The organism is Luteibacter sp. dw_328 (assembly GCF_018449605.1).
Taxonomy (GTDB): Bacteria; Pseudomonadota; Gammaproteobacteria; order Xanthomonadales; family Rhodanobacteraceae; genus Luteibacter.
Genome location: NZ_JAAVUW010000004.1, coordinates 372,941 through 392,118 on the forward strand (window position 1 = coordinate 372,941; position 19,178 = coordinate 392,118).

The window sequence follows — 19,178 nt, forward strand, 5'->3', positions numbered from 1 at the left end:
CGTCTTGCTGCTCGCACCGATGGCCGCGTTCGCCGCGGACCCGATTGCTCCGCCGGGCATTCAGCTGCTGAACGTGCAGCCGGGCGCCAACGGTAGCCAGAACTGGTCGCTGTCGATCCAGATGCTGGCGCTGATGACGGCGCTGACGGTCCTCCCGGCGATCCTGCTGATGATGACCTCGTTCACTCGCATCGTCATCGTGCTCGGCTTCCTGCGTCAGGCGCTCGGCACCAACAGCACGCCGCCGAACCAGGTGATCGTCGGCCTGTCGCTGTTCCTGACGCTGTTCGTGATGTCGCCGGTGATCGACAAGGCTTACAACGCCGGTATCAAGCCATACATGGACGGCCAGATGACCGTGCAGGACGCCGTGCCGCTGGCCGCCGCGCCCTTCCGCCACTTCATGCTCGACCAGACACGCGAGCCCGACCTCCAGCTGTTCACCAAGCTCGCGGGCGAGCAGCCCTATGCGGACAAGGACTCGGTGCCTTACCGCGTGGCGTTGCCCGCCTTCGTCACCAGTGAGCTGAAGACCGCCTTCCAGATGGGCTTCCTGCTGTTCATTCCCTTCCTGATCATCGACCTGGTCGTGGCCAGCGTCCTGATGTCGATGGGCATGATGATGGTCTCGCCGATGATCATCTCGTTGCCGTTCAAGATCATGCTGTTCGTCCTGGTCGATGGCTGGACACTGCTGCTGGGCACGTTGGCGGGGAGCTTCTACCAGTGACGCCGGAATCCGTTATCGCCTTTGGCCAGCAGGCGCTGCACATCGCCATGCTGGTCGGTGCGCCGCTGCTGCTCACCGCGCTGGCGGTCGGCCTGATCATCGGCATGGTGCAGGCCGCCACGCAGATCAACGAACAGACCCTCAGCTTCATTCCGAAGCTAATTTCCATGGCGCTTGTGATGATCATCACCGGCCCCTGGATGCTGCGCACCCTGGTGACCTTCACCCGCACCCTTATCGAAAGCCTGCCCCAGGCGGTGCGTTAATGCCGATCGACCTGAACCAGCTCGAAGGGTGGGTGGGCGCGGCGTGCTGGGCGATGGCCCGCATTTCCGGCCTGCTACTCGTCGCGCCGGTGCTGGGGGCGACCACGATTCCCGTGCGCATCAAGATGGGCCTTGCGATCCTGCTGACCGTGACTCTGGCGCCGCTGGCGCCGTTGGCCATCCACCCGCTCTCCGCGCAAGGCGTCGCGACCCTGGCCCAGCAGGTGCTGATCGGCGCGGGGCTCGGCTTCATCCTCAAGATCGTGTTCGAGGCGGTGGCGTTTGGCGGCCAGTTCGTTTCGCAGGCCATGAGCCTGGGCTTCGCTGAAGTGGTCAACCCCGGTGTCGGTGGCTCCACGCCGGTGCTCAGCCAGTTCTACACGATGATCGTGACCCTGCTGTTCCTGGTGATGAACGGCCACCTTCAACTGATCAGCCTGCTTGCCGACAGTTTCCGGACGATGCCGGTCAGCGACCACGGCATCGGTGCCGAGGGCCTCTGGGGCATTCTGGAGTTCGCCAGCCACCTGTTCGCCGGCGCCGTGCGCGTCGCGTTGCCGGCGCTCACCGCCGTGCTCGTGGTCAACCTCGGCTTCGGTGCGATCAGCCGTTCGGCGCCGTCGATGAACCTCTTCGCGGTCGGGTTCCCGATCACCATCTGCCTCGGCATCATCGCCGTATGGCTTGCGCTTCGCGGCCTGCCGAGTGCCTGGGATTCACTGCAGACGGATGCCTGGGAAGCCATGCGTGGACTGGTCGGGAGGTCCTCGCCGTGAGTGAGTCCGACCAGGAAGATAAAACCGAATCACCTAGTGACAAACGACTTCGCGAAGCGCGCGAGAAGGGCGACCTGCCGCGCTCGCGCGACCTTTCCACCGCCGTGGTGGTCCTGGCGGGCGTGACCTCGATGATCGCCTCGCGCGACCAGATGGCCGTGCACGCGGCCAACATCATGCACGTCGGCCTGCGTTACGGCCGCGACGACCTGTTCGCCGCCAACGGCATCACCCGCGCGCTGATGACCGCGGCCGGCGAGGGCCTGAAGCTGCTCGGCCCCGTGTTCACCGTCACCGCGGTCGCTGCCATCGCCGCACCTACGCTCATGGGCGGCCTGAACTTCTCCTTCGAAGCCCTGGTACCGAAGTTCGACCGCCTGGACCCGATCAAGGGGTTCAGCCGCCTCGTGTCGATGAACGGCCTGGTCGAACTGGGCAAGTCGCTGCTGAAGCTGATCCTGATCGGCGGCGCGCTGGTCTGGTTCCTCAACCGCACCACGCAAGAGATGTACTCGGTGGGTAGCGGTCCGGTGAAGGAGGGCATTGCCCATACCTTTGGCGTGCTCGGTCATGCGTCGCTGATCTTCGCCTGCGCGCTGGGGCTGATCGCCCTGGTCGATGCACCCTGGCAGGCCTTCAGCTTCACCAAGAAGATGCGCATGACCAAGCAGGAGGTGAAGGACGAGCACAAGGAAAGCGACGGTAGTCCGGAACTGAAGTCGAAAATCCGTCAGATGCAGCTGCAGATGTCGCGTCGACGCATGATGGAAGACGTTCCTACGGCGGATGTGATCGTGGTCAACCCGACCCACTTCGCCGTCGCCCTCAAGTACGACGAAGTGAAAATGGGCGCGCCGCGAGTCGTAGCAAAGGGTGTGGACGTCCTGGCCCAGCAAATCCGCGATGTGGCGGGCGCGGCGAAGATTCCTGTCGTCGAAGCGGCGCCGTTGGCACGCGCCTTGTATGCAACGACGGAAGTCGGTCGCGAGATCCCCTCGGCACTGTACGTCGCCGTGGCCCAGATCCTGGCCTATGTGTTCCGCCTGAAGCAGGCTATCGCCGTCGGCGATCTCCCGCCCGATCTGCCCGAGCAGGACATCGATCCTGAACTGCTCGGCCCCTACCGTATGGATAAGTGACGATGGCAGCTACGACCACGCTCATGGGCACGTTCCGGCAGATCGGCCGGCGGGGCATCGCCGCGCCCGTGGTCATGCTGGTCATGCTCGGCATGCTCATGCTGCCGCTGCCGCCCTTCATGCTGGACCTGCTGTTCACCTTCAACATTGCGTTGTCGCTGGTGATCCTGCTGGCCACCATGTACGTGATGCGGCCGCTGGAGCTGGCCTCGTTCCCGACCGTGGTGCTGTTCGCCACCTTGCTGCGCCTGGCGTTGAACATCGCCTCCACGCGCGTGGTGCTGCTGCACGGCCATAACGGCCCGGGCGCTGCCGGCAAGGTGATCGAGGCCTTCGGCGAGTTCGTCATCGGCGGCAACTTCGCTGTCGGTTTCGTGGTGTTCGCCATCCTCACCATCATCAACTTCGTGGTCGTGACCAAGGGCGCCACGCGCGTTTCCGAGGTCACGGCACGCTTCACCCTCGACGCCATGCCCGGCAAGCAGATGGCGATCGACGCCGACCTCAATGCCGGCCTGCTCACCCAGGAACAGGCGCGCGAGCGCCGCCAGGAAGTGCGCGAGGAAGCGGACTTCTACGGCTCGATGGATGGTGCGTCCAAGTTCGTCCGCGGCGACGCCACGGCCGGCATGCTCATTCTCGCCATCAACATCATCGGCGGCTTCTTCATCGGCATGCTGCAGCACGGCCTGTCCGCTTCGGAGGCCGCGCGCACCTACACACTGCTGACCATCGGCGACGGCCTGGTCGCGCAGGTGCCGGGCCTGATGCTCTCAATCGCCACGGCGGTCATCGTCACCCGCGTGTCCAAGTCCCAGGAAATGGGCAAGCACGTCATGGGGCAGCTGTTCGGCCAGCCGAAGGCGCTGGGCGTCGCCGCTGCCGTACTTGGCGCGATGGGCCTCGTGCCGGGCATGCCGAACCTGCCGTTCCTGTTGCTCGCGGCCGCCGCCGGCTTCGGCGCGTGGAAGCTCCAGCAGAACAAGGACCGTCTCGCCGACGGCGGCACGCTGGGCGCCGCCCCTGCACCGGGTACCGAACTCGCGCTGGAGTCGACACCCCCGGGCGAGCGCCTCGAGCTCTCGTGGGAAGACGTCGCCCAGGTGGACACCATCGGCCTGGAAGTCGGTTATCGCCTGATCCCGCTGGTCGACAAGGCGCAGGGTGGCGAACTGATGGCGCGGATCAAGTCGGTGCGCCGCAAGCTCTCACAGGAGCTGGGCTTCCTGGTGCCGTCCGTGCACATTCGCGACAACCTCGACCTCTCGCCGCACGGTTATCGCATCTCGCTGATGGGCGTGCCGATGGGCGAGGCCGAAATCCACACCGAGCGCATGCTGGCGATCGATCCGGGCCGCGTGCACGGCACGATCAACGGTATCGCCACGCGGGACCCGGCCTTCGGGCTCGATGCCGTATGGATCGAGCCGGGCCTGCGCGAACATGCTCAGACGCTGGGCTATACGGTGGTCGATCCGGCCACCGTGATCGCCACGCATCTCTCGCACATTTTGCAGAACCACGCCCACGAACTCATCGGCCATCAGGACGTGCAGCAGCTGCTCGACCGCCTTGCGCAGCAGACGCCGAAGCTGGTCGAAGACCTCGTGCCCAAGCGCCTGTCGCTTGGCGCCGTGGTCAAGGTGCTACAGAACCTGCTCGCCGAGCGCGTGCCCATCCGCAACTTCCGCGGCATCGTCGAGTCGCTCGCCGAGCATGCCGGTCAGAGTCAGGATCCCGGCGTCCTTGCCGCCAGCGTCCGCGTCACGCTTGGCCGACAGATCGTGCAGGAGATCGCGGGCCTCGGAACTGAGGTCCCCGTCATTACTTTGGCGCCGGAACTGGAGCAGATTCTTCTACAGTCCCTACAGGGCGGCGGTCCCGCGGGCGCGGCCATCGAGCCGGGTCTCGCCGACCGCTTGCAGCAGAACGTGGCCGAGGCGGCGCGACGTCAGGAAGCGGCCGGTGAACCGGCCGTCCTGCTGGTCTCGCCAGCACTTCGTCCGTGGCTTTCACGCTTCACTCGGCATGTGGCCCAAAACCTGCATGTACTTGCCTATAACGAGGTTCCGGACAACCGCCGCGTCAAGCTGGTGACGGCCCTCGGACGATAGGACGAGAGGATCTAACGCATGAAAATCAAACGATTCGTTGCTGCCGATATGCGCCAGGCCATGCGCCAGGTTCGGGATGAGCAGGGCCCGGACGCCGTGATCCTGTCCACGCGTCGGATGGACGACGGTATCGAGATCATCGCTGCGCTCGACTACGACGAAGCGCTGGTCCGCGAAGCGGGCTTCGCCTTCGAGCCGCCGACCGCGGAAGAGACCGCAGCCAAGCATGCCGCTGCGCTGGCGCCGATCCGCGCCACACGCGACAGCGACCGCGCCGCACGCATCGACCAGGCCCGCGCCGCCACGGCTGCTGCCGTCGAGCGCGCGACCAAGGTCGGCACGAACCCCAACGCGCCGCAGCGCCAGTCCAGCGCGGCCCTCGCCTCCAGCGTGGCCGACGTGGTTCGCGCCGCGACGGTAAGCCCGAACAGCGACTCCGCCGTGAATGGCGTGCGCGCCGAGATCAACAACCTGCGCGAGATGCTGGAAGTGCAGCTCTCCACGCTGGCCTGGAACCAGATGGACCGCGAGCAGCCGCTGCGCGCCCGCGTCCTTCGTGAGATGACCCGCCTGGGTATCGACGGCGACGTGGCACGCGCGCTGTGCGCCGAGTTGCCCGCCGACATGACCTCCGAGCAGGCTCGCTACCTGCCGCTGGGCATCCTCTCGCGCAACATCCGCACCAGCGGGCGTAATTTCGACACGGTCGGCGGCGGCATCACCGCGCTGGTCGGCACCACCGGCGTTGGCAAGACGACCACCATTGCCAAGCTTGCTGCCCGCGCCGTGCTTCGTCATGGCGCCTCCAATGTCGCCCTGATCAGCGCCGACCAGTACCGTATCGGTGCCGGTGCGCAGCTGGAGCACTACGGCCGCCTGCTCGGCGTGCGCGTGTATAACGCACACGACGCCGACAGCCTGCGCAACGTGCTCCTCCAGCTACGCAGCAAGCACACGGTCCTGGTCGACACCGCCGGCATGGCCGGTAACGATCCCAAGCTGCAGCAGCAGTTCGATACGCTGCGCGCTACCTCGAACCTCCGCGTCTGCCTGGTGCTCGCCGCCAATGCACAGGCCCAGGCGATCGACAACGCGATCCGCTCCTACGCGCCGCTGTCGCCGCAGACGGCCATCCTTACCAAGCTCGACGAGGCACCGCTGATCGGTGGCGCCCTGTCAGCACTCATTCGCCACGCTATGCCGCTGGACTACACCACCGACGGGCAGCGCGTGCCCGAAGACATCGCCTCCGCCGATGCGCGCAAGCTGGTCTGCCTGGCAGCCCAGTTGCTCAAGCAGCGCAACGAGGAGCCCGACGACGCCATACTTGCCGATCGATTCGGCATCGCGGCGCCCGCGCACGCCTGATCGGGGACCCGCAAAACGTGACTACCGCAACCGCACACTCTTTCACGGCAGTGAATTCCTTCATGACCACACACGTCGATAGCACCCAGGCCGCCGGCCTCAACTGGCTTGACGACCGTCGCCCCACGCGCAGCATCGCTATTGCTGGCGGCAAGGGCGGTGTCGGCAAGACCACCGTGGCGGTCAATCTCGGCATGGCACTGGCGATGGGCGGACGCGATGTCGTCCTGCTCGACGCCGACCTCGCCATGGCCAACATCGACGTGCTGCTGGGTCTTCAGCCGACGCGCCACCTCGGGCACATGCTCGAGGGCGAGTGCCGCATCGAGGACCTGATCCTCCAGGCGCCGCATGGCCTGAAGGTGATTCCGGCCACGTCCGGGGCGCGCCGCATGGCCCAGCTGCCGAACATCGAGCACGCCGCCGTGATCCGCGCGTTCGACGAATACCCGACCGCCCCCGAGTACCTGATCGTCGATACCGCCGCCGGCATCTCGGACAGCGTGTCCATGTTTGCCGCCGCTTCCGACGAGGTGGTGGTGGTGGTGTGCGACGAGCCGGCTTCACTCACCGACGCCTATGCCCTGATCAAGGTCATGAGCCGCGAGTTCGGCGTGAACCGCTTCCGCATCGTCGCCAACATGGTCCGCCACGCCCAGGAAGGCCGCCAGTTGTTCGAGAAACTGTCCCGGGTGGCCAACCGGTTCCTGGATGTTTCCTTGGATTTCATGGGGATGGTCCCGCACGACGAGTACCTGCGTCAGGCTATCCGCCGCCAGTCGGCCGTGGTCGACGTCTGGCCGAGCAGCCGATCTGCCGTCGGATTCAAGAATTTGGCCAGGTCGGTCGATACATGGGGTGAACCCGAACCCCGTGCTCAGGGTCGCATCGGCTTTTTTGCCGAGCGGTCTCATCTGGGAGGAGGGCTGCCACTGTGAGCGTTGCGACCGAATACCTTGAAGTCACGCGAATCCCGGCGGATCAACTGGTACGAACCCACGCGCCGCTGGTGCGCCGGATCGCCTATCACCTGATGGGCCGGCTGCCGCCAAGCGTGGATGCGAACGACCTCATGCAGGCCGGAATGATCGGACTGCTCGAGGCAGCAAGAAATTACTCGCCGACTCGCGCGGCCAGTTTCGAGACCTATGCGGGTATCCGCATACGTGGCGCGATGCTGGACGAACTGCGCAAGACGGACTGGACCCCGCGCTCCGTGCATCGAAAGTTGCGCGAAGTGGCTGAAGTAACGAGGCAGATCGAGAACGAAACGGGTGGGGATGCCGAAGACGCCGAGGTCATGAAGCGGCTTGGTATCGACGCCATGGAGTACAACCAGATTCTGGCCGACGCGGCGAGCGCGCGGTTGCTCAGCCTTACGGCGCCGGAAGGCGACGAAGGCGCGGCGATCGATGTCGCGGACCCCGACGCGGCGGGTCCGGAAGGGATCTTCGAGCAGGACGGCTTGCGCGATGCGCTGGCGCAGTCCATCGATGGCCTGCCCGAGCGCGAGAAGCTGGTGATGTCGCTGTACTACGATGAAGAGCTCAACCTGAAGGAAATCGGTGCGGTGCTGGGTGTGAGCGAATCGCGGGTGTGCCAGATCCATGGCCAGGCCCTGATCCGCCTCCGCGCACGCATGACGGGTTGGAAAGAAAAGCATTGACGGCATTACGGTGCCGTCGCCGGTAAGAACGCGCAGTCAGGCGGAGACGAGTTTTGGACAAGAACATGAAGATCCTCGTGGTGGACGATTTTTCCACCATGCGACGCATCGTCAGGAACCTCCTGGTCGAGCTGGGATTTACGAACACCCTCATCCAGGAGGCTGAAGACGGCAACGCGGCGCTCATGATGCTGCGCGCCCAGCCCTTCGACCTGGTGGTGACCGACTGGAACATGCCTAACATGACGGGCATCGAGCTGCTTCGCGCTATCCGCGCGGATGCCGCGCTGAAGTCGATGCCGGTGCTGATGGTGACGGCCGAGAACAATCGCGACCAGATCATCGCCGCGGCGCAGAGTGGCGTGAACGGCTACGTGGTCAAGCCGTTCACGGCGGTCACGCTGAAGGAAAAGCTCGACAAGATCTTCGAACGACTCGCCGCGGCTGCGGGCTAAGGGAATGACAATGAACACCATGCTTACCGCCGGCCACGAGGTCGTTCCCGAGCTGCGCGAGTTGCTCGACGCCGATGACAGTGTTGCCTTCGAAGAGGCGCTCGACCGCCTGCTGCGCAGCCGCGAACAACACCTGTTCCTGGCCCTGGGCCATCTCGCGCGCGATCTCCACGAGTCGGTCCGCCGCCTTGCCTCCGACATCTCCAGCGATGGCGTGCCGGGCAACATGAGCGATGCGCGCAAACACCTGCGCGACGTGCTCGAAATGAGCTCCCAGGCTGCCCACCGCACGCTCGACTTCAGCGACAAACTGCGTCCGCAGGCACAGGCGCTGGCCAAACAGGCCGACGAAGTGCTGGTCATGGACCACGCCGATCCGTCCTTCGCACCCAACGCCACGGCGCTTGCCGTACGCGTCGGCGATTTCGCGCAGAGCTGCGACATCGGCCTGGGCGAGATGGTCGAAGCGCAGTCCTGGCAGGATCTCTCCGGTCAGCGCGTCGCGCAGGTCGAGGCGTTCATGGCCAAGGTGGAATCGTCGCTGGTCGAACTGGTGCGCCTCACCGGTTCACTCGCGGGCGGCAGCCACGCACCGGCCGCGGACAAGGTCAGCCAGGACGAAGTGGATCGACTGCTCAGCGAATTCGGGTTCTGAGCGCCGTATGAGCGTGGAGCTGGACAACGAGCTGCTCAATGTCTTCCTGATCGAAGCACGCGAACTGCTCGAGAGCCTGGGCGAACAGCTCGTGGACCTCGAAGCCTCGCCGGGAGACGCTGAGCTACTGAACGCGGTCTTCCGCGCGTTCCATACCGTGAAGGGCGGTGCGGGCTTCCTTGGCCTCAATGCCATGGTGGAGCTGTGCCATCGCGCCGAGGACCTCCTCAACGAGGCCCGTAATGGCGCGGTGGTGTTGAACCCCGGTTTCATGGATGCGTTGCTCGAGTCGCTGGACCTCCTCAACGACATGATGCGTGCGGCCGACGCGGGAGTGCCCGCCGAGCCCGCACCACGCTCGGTACTCGATCGCCTGCTGATTCCGGGTCGCACCGGTTCCGCGCCGCCGGTGGCCTTGTCGCCGGCGACGACATCCGCTCCCGCGGTATCGGCACCGTCGTCGCCGCGTGCCTACGATCCGATCGAAGACGAATTCGAAGCGATGCTCGACGCCGCGCGCAACGATCGCGCACCGACCTCGGCGCCCTCGGGCACGATCAACGACGACGAGTTCGAGGCACTACTGGATTCGCTCTACGGCACCGGCGCCCCCGGCGCCGAAGCTGTCCCTGTGGGAGCCGCTTCAGCGGCGATACCAGCCGCGGCGACGCCCGTCGCGCCGGCCGCCGACCCCAACGCCATCAGCGACGACGAATTCGAAGCCCTGCTGGACAGCCTCCACGGCACGGCGGTACCGGGTGCGATTTCTGTAGGAGCCGATTCATCGGCGATCCCAGCCGCCGCGACACCGCCCGTCGCCACCGCCCCCATCGTCGAAACAAAAACCTCCAAACCGGCTCCGGCAGCAAAACCCGCAGCCGCGACCGAAAAGCGCACCTCCTCAACCGCCGACACCACGGTTCGCGTCGACACCTTCCGCCTCGACAGCCTCGTCGATGCCGCAGGCGAGCTGGTCCTGGTTCGCAACCGCCTCACCAATCTCGCCCCGCGCGGCACCAACGATCCGATGGAACGTGCCATCGGCGAACTCGAGCGCGTCGCCGAAGACCTGCAGAACGCCGTGTTACGCATGCGCATGCAGCCGGTGGGCAAGCTGTTCTCGCGTTTCCCACGGATCATCCGCGATCTCGCACGCCAGCTCGGCAAAGACATCGAGCTGATCACCGAGGGCGAAGACACTGATATCGACCGCACCGTGGTCGAAGCACTCGCCGACCCGTTGGTGCACCTGCTACGCAACTCAGTCGATCATGGCATCGAGATGCCCGACGTGCGGGAGCGCGCCGGCAAGTCGCGCTCCGGTACCGTGCGGCTTTCCGCCGGTCAGTTCGGCGACCGCATCGTCATCACCGTGACCGACGACGGCAAGGGCATGGATCCCGAGATGCTGCGCCGGAAGGCCGTCGAGAAAGGCCTGATGGACGAAGAGCAGGCCGCACGTCTCGACGAGCGTGAGTGCTTCGACATCGTCTTCCGTCCCGGTTTCTCCACGGCCGCCGAAGTCTCCGACATCTCCGGTCGTGGCGTTGGCATGGACGTGGTCAAGACCAAGATCGTCGAACTCGGCGGCACGTTGTCGATCGACTCACGCGTTGGCCACGGCAGCACGGTGCGTCTCTCGGTGCCGCTCACGCTGGCGATCATGCGCGTGCTCATGGTCCGCGTCGGCAATCGTCTCCTGTCGCTGCCGCTGTCCAATGTCACCGAAGTGTTCGAACTCGTGCCGGGCCAGATCCAGGAACTGGATGGCCGCATCGTCGCCGCGCATCGCCAGCGCGCTCTTCCGCTTGCCGACCTCGGCAACTGGGCCGGGGCGGCGGGGAAGGGCGGTCACGTGGTGGTCGTGCAGATCGGCCACCAGACGCTCGGCTGCCTGGTCGACGAAGTGCTCGGCCGCGAAGATGTCATGGCCAAGCCGCTCGGTCCGTTCCTCAAGGACGTTCCTGGCGTCGCCGGCGCGACGATTACCGGCGATGGCCGCATCTCGCTCGTGCTTGACCTCGCCGGCCTCGCCGACGACGCTGGCCAGGTGCTGCCTTCACTAAGGATGGCTGTCTGACATGGATATCGTGAGCGTCGTCGGAACGATCCTGGCCTTCGTGGTCATCATCGTGGGTACCATCCTCAAGGGCTCGAGTCTCGACGCCCTGTGGAACCCGGCCGCGTTCGTCATCGTCTTCCTCGGCACCCTTGCCGCGCTTCTCGTACAGACGCCCGGCCCTGTGCTCAAGCGCGCCTGGACCATGTTGCCCTGGGTGTATCGGCCGCCGGATATCGAGTCGGAGAACCTCGTCAGCCGCATCGTCGGCTGGAGCGAGATTTCCCGCCGCACCGGACTGCTCGGTCTCGAGCCGGCCATCGAGCGTGAATCCGACCCCTTCATCCGCAAGGGGCTTCAGCTGCTTGTGGACGGCACCGAGCCGGATGCCATGCGCTCCGTGCTCGAAGTGGAGGTGTACGCTCGCGAACACACCGATATCGAAGCCGCCAAGGTCTACGAGAACGCGGGTGCCTACTCGCCGACGATGGGCATCATCGGTGCCGTCATGGGCCTGATGTCGGTCATGCAGAACCTCGCCGACCCGAGCAAGCTCGGTCATGGCATCGCCGCGGCCTTCGTCGCGACGATCTACGGTATCGGCCTGGCCAACCTGCTCGCCTTGCCGATGGCGTCGCGCCTGAAAGGCCTCGCCCGCTTGCGCTCGCAGATGCGCGAGATCCTCGTCGAAGGCCTGGTCTCCATCGCCCAGGGCGATAACCCGCGGCATATCGAGAGCAAGCTGCAGGGGTTCCTGTCGTGAAGCGGCGCCACCACGAAGAACACATCAACCACGAGCGCTGGGCGATTCCCTATGGGGATCTGATCACGCTTCTGCTGGCGTTGTTCGTGGTGATGTATGCCGTGTCGGCGGTGAACGAGACCAAATTCCGCGTCATGGCGCAGTCGATCAACGAAGCCTTCAACGGCACCGGTAAGGTCATTGAGCCGATCCGGGAGGCGACGCCTGCGGCGCAGGTGCCGCTGCCGAACCAGTCACGCGCGCCTGTCGCCGCACCGATCGCCAAGATCGACGTGCCGATTCCGCCGCGCAACCTGCCGCTGCCCGGCCACGAAGGTGCCGCGCCGACGCGGCAGGACTCGGCAAACATCAATACCGCGACGGCGGCGAACACCACGGTCGGCAAGACCGAGGACGCCAGTCTCAGCCAGATTGCCGACGAAGTGCAGCGCGCGATGAAGCCGCTGATCGACAAGAACCTGGTCAGCGTGCGTCAGACCAAGGACTGGCTCGAAATCGAAGTCCGTACCGATATCCTCTTTCCCGTCGGCGTGGCCAAACTTCAGGGCACGGCCGAAGACGTGCTGCGCAAGCTCGCCGGCATTCTCGGCCCGTTCCCGAACGCCATGCGTATCGAGGGTTATACGGACAACACGCCCATCGCCACCGCCACGTTCCCGTCTAACTGGGAATTGTCCGCGGCACGCGCGGCCACGGTCGCTCGCCTGCTGACGACGAGCGGTGTCGATCCGCATCGCGTCGGCATCGTGGGCTGGGGCGAGTTCCGGCCGACCACCGATAACAGCTCCGACGAAGGTCGCAATCGCAATCGCCGCGTACTCATCGTCGTGATGAGCGATAAGGCCGAGCCGGCGCGCTTTTACAGCGACGCTGACCGTTTGCCGGTTGCCGGCGCCGTGGCAGCGCCCGTGACGAACCCTGTAGCGGGGGCTCGCTGATGCGCGTCTGGGCGATCTCGAATCAGAAGGGCGGTGTCGGCAAGACGACGACGACGGTCGCGTTAGGTAGCCTGCTCGCCGCCTCCGGCAAGCGCACGCTGCTGATCGACATGGATCCGCATGCCTCGCTCTCCGGCTATATCGGTGTCGAAGGTGGGGCGCACGGCAGCGTCTACGATCTGTTCGGCATCGGCGGCAATCCGCTTCCGCCGGGCACACTCGTGCATGCCACGAAGTGGGATCACCTGAGCGTGCTGCCCGCGTCGGCGGCGATGATTACGCTGGACCGCCAGCTGGGAACGCGTCCCGGGATGGGCCTGATCCTTTCCCAGGCGCTCGCCGAACTCGCCAGCGATTTCGACCACGTGTTACTCGATTGCCCGCCGACGCTCGGCGTGCTGATGGTGAACGCACTGGCCGCGAGCGACCGGCTTCTGGTGCCCACGCAGACCGAAGCACTCGCCCTGGCCGGCCTCGAGCGCATGCTGCGCAGCCTGTCCATGATCGAGCGGTCACGCGGCCGTCCCTTGCCGCGGACCATCGTGCCGACCATGTTCGATGCGCGCACGCATGCGTCGCGCGCTTGCCTCGACCAACTGCGCGAAAAGTACGGCGAAGGCGTCAGCGAGGCCGTGATTCCCACCGACACACAGATTCGCGAAGCGAGCGCCGCGGGCGTGCCCCTGGCATCGTGGCCCGCCGCACGCCGGGGCGGCCTCGCTTACCGACAATTGCTCGACGAGCTACTGGCCCTGCCGGCCGCTTCCGTCACGGATGCGGCCGCGTGATGCGCGCCCTGCAGGACGCCGAGCAGATCGTCGCCGACTACCTTGCGGAACTGCTGACACCTGCGTTACCCCCGGCCGCACCGGACGCCGAGGTCAAGATCGTTTCGATCGACCCCTGGCGCACCGTGGCGAGCGACGAGCCCGCGACGCGTGCCGATAGCCGTTACCTGCTTTGCCTCGCCGCGGGCGTGCGCCTCGCCGTTCCTATGGCCGACATCACCCATATGCTGCCGATGCCGCCGCTGACGCCGCCGAACACGACGAACCCCATCTGCCTCGGGCGCTGGCGTCATCCGAGTGGCGTCGCTCGCGTGGCCGACCTTGCCGCGATTCTTTCGCCGGACATGGCGGGCGCCCACTCGCCGACGCTGATCCTGCTCGGTGACCGTGCCTGGGCGCTGGCCTGCATCGTCGACGAAGAGCCGGTGGAGCTCGACGCAGCGGCCATCCAGTGGCGCATAGGCGCCACCACGCGTCCCTGGCTCGCTGGCATGTCCCAAGAACCCAAGTGCGGCGTGGTCGGTACCGCGGCGCTGATCGAATGGCTGGAAAAGGAGCTGGGCCCGTGACTGAACCCTTGCGCGACGGCCGTGGTGCCTGGCTCGGATTTTCCCTGAAAGGACAGCGCTACGCGGTGTCACTCGCCAGCGTGCGAGAAGTGATCCGCTGTGGCGACATCACGCCCGTGCCAGGCGCACCCGAGGATGTCCTGGGCATCGTCAACCTGCGCGGCCAGATCGTCCCCGTGCTCGACGGACGTCGTCGCTTCGGTCTAGAAGGCCGCATCGATGTGACGGAAGAAGATGCCCAGCGCGTCATCGTCTTCGACGACGCCGGCAGCATCGTCGGCATGCGTATCGACGTGATCGGCGACATGCTGGAATTCAATCCCGCCGACGTCGCCCCGCCGCCGCCCGGCCGCGCCACCCGCCGCGACGACCCCGTCAGCGGCGTCATCACCCGCGACGACGGCTTCATCGCCCTGGTCGACATCCCGAGGCTCTGCCGGGCCTGAGGCTCCGCTGGGCCCAGACGCTGCTGGCCCCGGGCTCTGTGTGGGAGCCGGCTATGCCGGCGATGGGTTCCCCGTTACATCGCAAGACATCGCGCTTCTGCCCGCACCACCTTTGCGCTACCGTGTCCCCGCTCTCCAGGGAATCACCGAATGAACCCCGCCATCGGATACGTGCTGATCGCACTCGCCGTCCTCAACCTGGTCGGCCTCCTGTTGCTGTTCCGCCGCCTCGGCCTGACGCCATCTGCTGCCCCCGCCGAGACGCCCGTCGCGCCGGTAAAAGGGGCTGCAACGGCTTACGAAGACATTCGTGACATCCGGGACGAGCCGACGCCAGCCGTCCCACCCGACGCCCTCGCCGCCATGCTCCGTCGCCTCGAGAACCGCCTCGGCGACATCGAAGACCAGGTGCGTCGCAATCCTGCCATGACGGTTGCCGGCGAGCCGGGTGCGGCTACCGATAGGGCGCTTGCGCTTGCTCAGCGTCTTGCGCGGCAAGGTGCGTCGGCGAAGGATATTTCCGAGACCTGCGGTATTTCGTTGACAGAAGCTGAGTTGTTGCAGAGGTTGCACGCGCCGCGCTAGATGGCTCCTTGACCCTGCGGCTGCCGAGGTCGTCGAAGGAGCGTAGAAGCTGGGTGCGGGCTCAGTTCAGGTCGCAATCTGAGGCAATGGGATGATGGAAGACGCGGTGACAAAGAATGTAGAGCAAGCGGGTCCTTGGGCCGACGACGCTCTCTTTCGAAGTGGTCTGGCGTCATACCTGACCCAATCGCTCGGGTCTCAAGTGAAGAATTACTCGCATGCTGGAAAAGGCTTAACGGTTGCCTTGGACGCAGAGTGGGGAGCTGGAAAGACCTTTTTCGTGAAGCGATGGATTGAGGACTTGCGTACCGCGGAGTATCCCGTGGTCTACTTCGACGCTTGGGAAAATGATGTCGGCGATGAAGCATCCGTTGCATTGATGGCTTCTATCTTCGACGATCTCAAGTCTTGGAAGGCGCGAGTTCCTCTTGTCGACGGCGCGAGGAAGCGTACGACTGAGCTCGCGAAACGCGCAACGACGAAGTTGAGAAAGGCCATTGCTCCGACCGCGACCGTACTTGCAAAAGCGGTCCTAAAGAAGATGACCGGCGTCGCTTTTGATGATGTAGTCGAAGCGATTGGCGACGGAGGGGCCTCGAATGACGTCAGCAGCCTTTCCGCAAGCGATGCAGAGGACGTGCTTGATAGGCTTTTCGAGCTCAAGCTGAGAGAGCACGTCTCGAGAAAGGCATCCCTTAAAGCATTTCGGGAGTCGCTTGTTGATCTCTTGGCTCATATCCAAGAACACACGCCAGCCCGAAGCCCGATGTATGTGTTCGTGGATGAGCTTGATCGGTGCCGCCCTCCATATGCAATGAAGCTTCTCGAAGAGATAAAGCATATCTTCGGAGTTCCGGGCGTCGTTTTTGTAGTATCGACGAATCTGGCCCAGCTGCAGAGTTCCGCGCGAAGCATGTATGGGGCGGACTTCGATGGCGCAGGATATTTGAAGCGGCTCTTCGATCGAGAGTACGTCTTGCCCGCCCCAAACAATCTTTCCTATGCCCGGATTGCGATTCCCACTGAGAGTCGCATCCGACGCGTGACCGTTTGCTCGTGGCGCCCGAAGGCAGTCGTCGGAGACAGTGTCGATCGAGATTGGGCCGAGATTGCCGACCTTTTCGACTTGGATCTAAGGAGCCAAAAGCAAATTGGGTACCTTGCAGACGAAGTTATTCACTCTCTCTCGGAGAAGCACGGAGTTCATGCCGCGTGGCTCTTCTTTCTCTGTGTGTTGTTCTTCAAGAAAAGATCACTCCTTGAGCGGTTGAGATTGAGCGCGTTGACGCTTGAAGAATTCAAGAGTCTTCTGGCGCCGATCGCCCGAAAGTCTATTCCGATTAAGTGGGTAACCCGGCCAAACTCGTATGAAAGCGAAGAAAGGTCGATTGATCTTTTGGATGTGATGTTCGAGTACTACCTAATTTCCCAAGCCAGCAATCAAGAACTTCACCGCCGCATGAACGCGGAGAACATGCAGTTTCCACGCTCGCTCGTAAACTTGTTGATCGGTGAGCTGACAGATTCAACCGAAACGGGGCGCGTGGTCCGCGATTATGCGAATCTTGTATTCGGTGCTGGCTTCTTAATTGCGGAGTGAGGCCGTCGTGAGCCAGTCGCGGATACAAGTCAGGTAGCGGCATGCTATGGCTGGCCAGAGCTTGGTGCTGGTGCGTGCATCTAGGCATCGCTCCTGTCCTGCGTGTCTTGCGACGTTTCCCACGATATATGCGCATGAGCATGCGCCGTACATTGCAAGCCCATCCGCGTTATCGCACTAATGGCTTCCAGGCCAAGCGCCATACGACGGCAATCGACCGTGTCCGATTCGTGTACGAGTTCGGCCAGCAGTTCTGTGAGGCCACGCGCGTACTGCAACCACTCTGTGGCGTCGTTCAGTAGCTCGTGCGTGGTCGCCTCCGTGTCGATTCCTTTCTTGAATGCGGAACACTCGCGGCCCGTAATTGATTTGTTCATATCTTCTCCTTGCGAAAAGCCTCACGTTCCACAAGTTGCGGCACGGTGCGCACAGCGCCACGTGCCGCGGATCATGCGGGCTCGCGGGTTCATCGGCTGTCCGTGTCCGGACGCCGGGTGACGTTAGTGACGAAGTGGTCGGCGACGGCGCGACTACGGTCCCGCGCGGCTCGGGGCCGGGCGGGGAAGTAGAAACGCGACGGGAGGCGGCGTCGCCGCGGTTCTTCAACCGGTGCTGCGACGGATGCAGACGCCCCGGTAACCGATGGGGATGCCGCCTTGGGGATTCAGCGGGCGAGCGAGTAATGGAATGGACGCCTCCTGCCTCGGCCCGGCGCCAGATATCGGATGCATGGGATTTTGGTTACAAAGGTGGTAGACCGCGATTACAACGATGCCGCCGGAGGGTGTGCCATGAAATCCATCGCTCAAACCATGATCGGTGTGGATATCGCCAAGCAGGTATTCTAGGTTCACGAAGTGAACGCTGAGACAGGCGAGGTGATTCGCAGGCAGATCAAGCGCGCGAAGTTCCTGGATTACTTCGCGAATCGGCAGAGTTGCCTGATCGGCATGGAGGCTTGCGGCGGTGCGCAGCATTGGGCGCGCAGGCTGATGGCGTTGGGGCATGCTGTCAAATTACTCCCCGCTCAGCAGGTGCGACCGTTTGCTGTAGGCAACAAGAACGACGTCGCCGACGCCCAGGCGATTTGGGTCGCCATGCTTCAGCCAGGCATCCGCGCAGTAGCCGTGAAATCCGAGGCTCAGCAGGCGGTGCTGGCACTGCATCGGATGCGTCAGCAACTGGTGAAGTTCCGCACTGCGCAGATGAATGGGCTACGCGGTCTGCTGGCCGAGTATGGTGAGGTGATGCCGAAAGGCCGTGCTGCGCTGACAAAAATGATTCCGCTTGTGCTCGGGCGACTCACGGATCGATTGCCGACCGTGTTAATCGAGACACTACGCGAACAGTACGCGCGCATTGGGCAGATGGAAGGTCAGATTGCCGATATCGAGCGCAGACTGCAGCTCTGGCACCGAGAGGATGAAGACTGTCAACGGATCGCGGCGATTCCTGGGGTGGGGTTGCTTACCGCCACCGCCGCGGTGGCCTCCATGGGTGATCCGCGAGCTTTTCGTTCTGGCCGGGAGTTCGCCGCCTGGCTAGGCCTGGTGCCTCGGCAGACCGGCACAGGAGGCAAAGTGAGACTCTTAGGTATCAGCAAGCGAGGCGACACCTATTTACGGACGTTGTTGATTCATGGAGCACGTTCGGTGCTGGTACATAGCCGAACCCCCTCACCATGGACCACTGCCATCCTTCAGCGACGCTCGTTTAACGTGGCGGCGGTAGCGCTCGCCAACAAAATGGCGCGCACGGTATGGGCACTCATCGCCCATCGACGCATCTATCAATGCGGATATGTGAGTCAACCCGCTTAGGCTGGTCAAGATAGCGTTTGTATGCCGGATCTTCTTTCAAGCGTTGTGCAAGGTACGCCACGACATGATGGGCCAACAGGTCGGACCGTGATCCACCAAGCCTGAATACGGCACTGGACTTCGAGTCCTGGCGAGTAATGAGGCGTGGGTCAGCTGATTCCATCAGGGCCAGCAGGTATCGCATTCGAGCCTGCACGACAGGCCGAATACATAACCGCAACCGCGCTCTGTTGCTACATCACGTCGAAGGACCTTGCCAAACGGGAGGCGTCCATACATGACGTATGATCGTTGGCAATCACGATTGACTCCTGGTTAGTTGATTGTGGCCAGCGGTCCGGGGGTGTTACTAGCACCCTCGGGCCGCGCTTCTCACCGCATCGAGCGATGGTTGTCTGTGGCGCGTGCAACAGCGAATGCACAGACAACGAAGCGACCGTA

General features: G+C 64.1%; 20 protein-coding genes. 19 read left to right on the plus strand and 1 reads right to left on the minus strand.

Going from position 1 to position 19,178, the window contains the following annotated elements; translation table 11 throughout:
* Positions 1 to 19 precede the first annotated feature (19 nt).
* From fliP to HB634_RS12135, 18 genes are all read left to right on the plus strand, one after another.
* Positions 20 to 730 (plus strand): flagellar type III secretion system pore protein FliP, encoded by a 711-nt coding sequence (fliP, locus tag HB634_RS12050; RefSeq protein WP_063572305.1) that lies wholly within the window; start codon positions 20 to 22, stop codon positions 728 to 730.
* A complete protein-coding gene (gene fliQ, locus HB634_RS12055) occupies positions 727 to 996 on the plus strand; it encodes a flagellar biosynthesis protein FliQ (protein ID WP_063572301.1) in 270 nt (89 codons plus the stop codon). Before fliP ends, fliQ begins: the two co-directional genes overlap by 4 nt.
* Positions 996 to 1,772, plus strand: a complete 777-nt coding sequence (gene fliR / locus HB634_RS12060; protein WP_213948730.1) for a flagellar biosynthetic protein FliR — start codon at positions 996 to 998, stop codon at positions 1,770 to 1,772. The genes fliQ and fliR overlap by 1 nt, the downstream gene beginning before the upstream one ends.
* Positions 1,769 to 2,911 (plus strand): flagellar biosynthesis protein FlhB, encoded by a 1,143-nt coding sequence (gene flhB / locus HB634_RS12065; RefSeq protein ID WP_213948731.1) that lies wholly within the window; start codon positions 1,769 to 1,771, stop codon positions 2,909 to 2,911. Before fliR ends, flhB begins: the two co-directional genes overlap by 4 nt.
* Before the next feature lie 2 nt (positions 2,912 to 2,913).
* Positions 2,914 to 5,025, plus strand: a complete 2,112-nt coding sequence (gene flhA / locus HB634_RS12070) for a flagellar biosynthesis protein FlhA (protein ID WP_213948732.1) — start codon at positions 2,914 to 2,916, stop codon at positions 5,023 to 5,025.
* 18 nt (positions 5,026 to 5,043) lie between these two features.
* Positions 5,044 to 6,393, plus strand: coding sequence for a flagellar biosynthesis protein FlhF (flhF, locus tag HB634_RS12075; RefSeq protein ID WP_213948733.1), 1,350 nt, complete (start codon positions 5,044 to 5,046; stop codon positions 6,391 to 6,393).
* 62 nt (positions 6,394 to 6,455) lie between these two features.
* A complete protein-coding gene (locus HB634_RS12080; RefSeq protein WP_063573201.1) occupies positions 6,456 to 7,331 on the plus strand; it encodes a MinD/ParA family protein in 876 nt (291 codons plus the stop codon).
* Positions 7,328 to 8,059 (plus strand): RNA polymerase sigma factor FliA, encoded by a 732-nt coding sequence (locus HB634_RS12085; RefSeq protein ID WP_063573200.1) that lies wholly within the window; start codon positions 7,328 to 7,330, stop codon positions 8,057 to 8,059. Before HB634_RS12080 ends, HB634_RS12085 begins: the two co-directional genes overlap by 4 nt.
* Positions 8,060 to 8,112: 53 nt before the next feature.
* Complete coding sequence (gene cheY, locus HB634_RS12090) at positions 8,113 to 8,514, plus strand: chemotaxis response regulator CheY (RefSeq protein ID WP_213948734.1); 402 nt, start codon at positions 8,113 to 8,115, stop codon at positions 8,512 to 8,514.
* Between the two features lie 10 nt (positions 8,515 to 8,524).
* Complete coding sequence (locus HB634_RS12095; protein ID WP_213948735.1) at positions 8,525 to 9,169, plus strand: protein phosphatase CheZ; 645 nt, start codon at positions 8,525 to 8,527, stop codon at positions 9,167 to 9,169.
* A gap of 7 nt (positions 9,170 to 9,176) precedes the next feature.
* Complete coding sequence (locus HB634_RS12100) at positions 9,177 to 11,249, plus strand: chemotaxis protein CheA (RefSeq protein ID WP_213948736.1); 2,073 nt, start codon at positions 9,177 to 9,179, stop codon at positions 11,247 to 11,249.
* A gap of 1 nt (position 11,250) precedes the next feature.
* A complete protein-coding gene (locus HB634_RS12105) occupies positions 11,251 to 11,991 on the plus strand; it encodes a flagellar motor protein (RefSeq protein ID WP_063573097.1) in 741 nt (246 codons plus the stop codon).
* The gene (gene motD, locus HB634_RS12110; RefSeq protein ID WP_213948737.1) at positions 11,988 to 12,929 is read left to right on the plus strand and encodes a flagellar motor protein MotD; all 942 of its coding nucleotides are present in this window, start codon (positions 11,988 to 11,990) and stop codon (positions 12,927 to 12,929) included. Before HB634_RS12105 ends, motD begins: the two co-directional genes overlap by 4 nt.
* Positions 12,929 to 13,717 carry a ParA family protein gene (locus HB634_RS12115; RefSeq protein WP_063573095.1) on the plus strand — a complete coding sequence of 263 codons (789 nt, stop codon included), beginning with the start codon at positions 12,929 to 12,931 and terminating at the stop codon, positions 13,715 to 13,717. The genes motD and HB634_RS12115 overlap by 1 nt, the downstream gene beginning before the upstream one ends.
* Positions 13,717 to 14,286 (plus strand): chemotaxis protein CheW, encoded by a 570-nt coding sequence (locus HB634_RS12120; RefSeq protein ID WP_213948738.1) that lies wholly within the window; start codon positions 13,717 to 13,719, stop codon positions 14,284 to 14,286. The genes HB634_RS12115 and HB634_RS12120 overlap by 1 nt, the downstream gene beginning before the upstream one ends.
* Positions 14,283 to 14,732, plus strand: coding sequence for a chemotaxis protein CheW (locus HB634_RS12125; protein WP_345777492.1), 450 nt, complete (start codon positions 14,283 to 14,285; stop codon positions 14,730 to 14,732). The genes HB634_RS12120 and HB634_RS12125 overlap by 4 nt, the downstream gene beginning before the upstream one ends.
* 150 nt (positions 14,733 to 14,882) lie before the next feature.
* Positions 14,883 to 15,317 (plus strand): DUF2802 domain-containing protein, encoded by a 435-nt coding sequence (locus HB634_RS12130; protein ID WP_213948740.1) that lies wholly within the window; start codon positions 14,883 to 14,885, stop codon positions 15,315 to 15,317.
* Positions 15,318 to 15,408: 91 nt separating this feature from the next.
* The gene (locus tag HB634_RS12135; protein WP_213948741.1) at positions 15,409 to 16,917 is read left to right on the plus strand and encodes a P-loop NTPase fold protein; all 1,509 of its coding nucleotides are present in this window, start codon (positions 15,409 to 15,411) and stop codon (positions 16,915 to 16,917) included.
* Between the two features lie 80 nt (positions 16,918 to 16,997).
* Here HB634_RS12135 and HB634_RS12140 read toward each other — a convergent pair whose 3' ends face one another.
* Positions 16,998 to 17,294 carry a hypothetical protein gene (locus HB634_RS12140; protein WP_213948742.1) on the minus strand — a complete coding sequence of 99 codons (297 nt, stop codon included), beginning with the start codon at positions 17,292 to 17,294 and terminating at the stop codon, positions 16,998 to 17,000.
* Positions 17,295 to 17,774: 480 nt separating this feature from the next.
* Here HB634_RS12140 and HB634_RS12145 point away from each other — a divergent pair, with 480 nt between their 5' ends.
* Positions 17,775 to 18,737 (plus strand): IS110 family transposase, encoded by a 963-nt coding sequence (locus tag HB634_RS12145; RefSeq protein WP_345777493.1) that lies wholly within the window; start codon positions 17,775 to 17,777, stop codon positions 18,735 to 18,737.
* Positions 18,738 to 19,178: the final 441 nt, after the last annotated feature.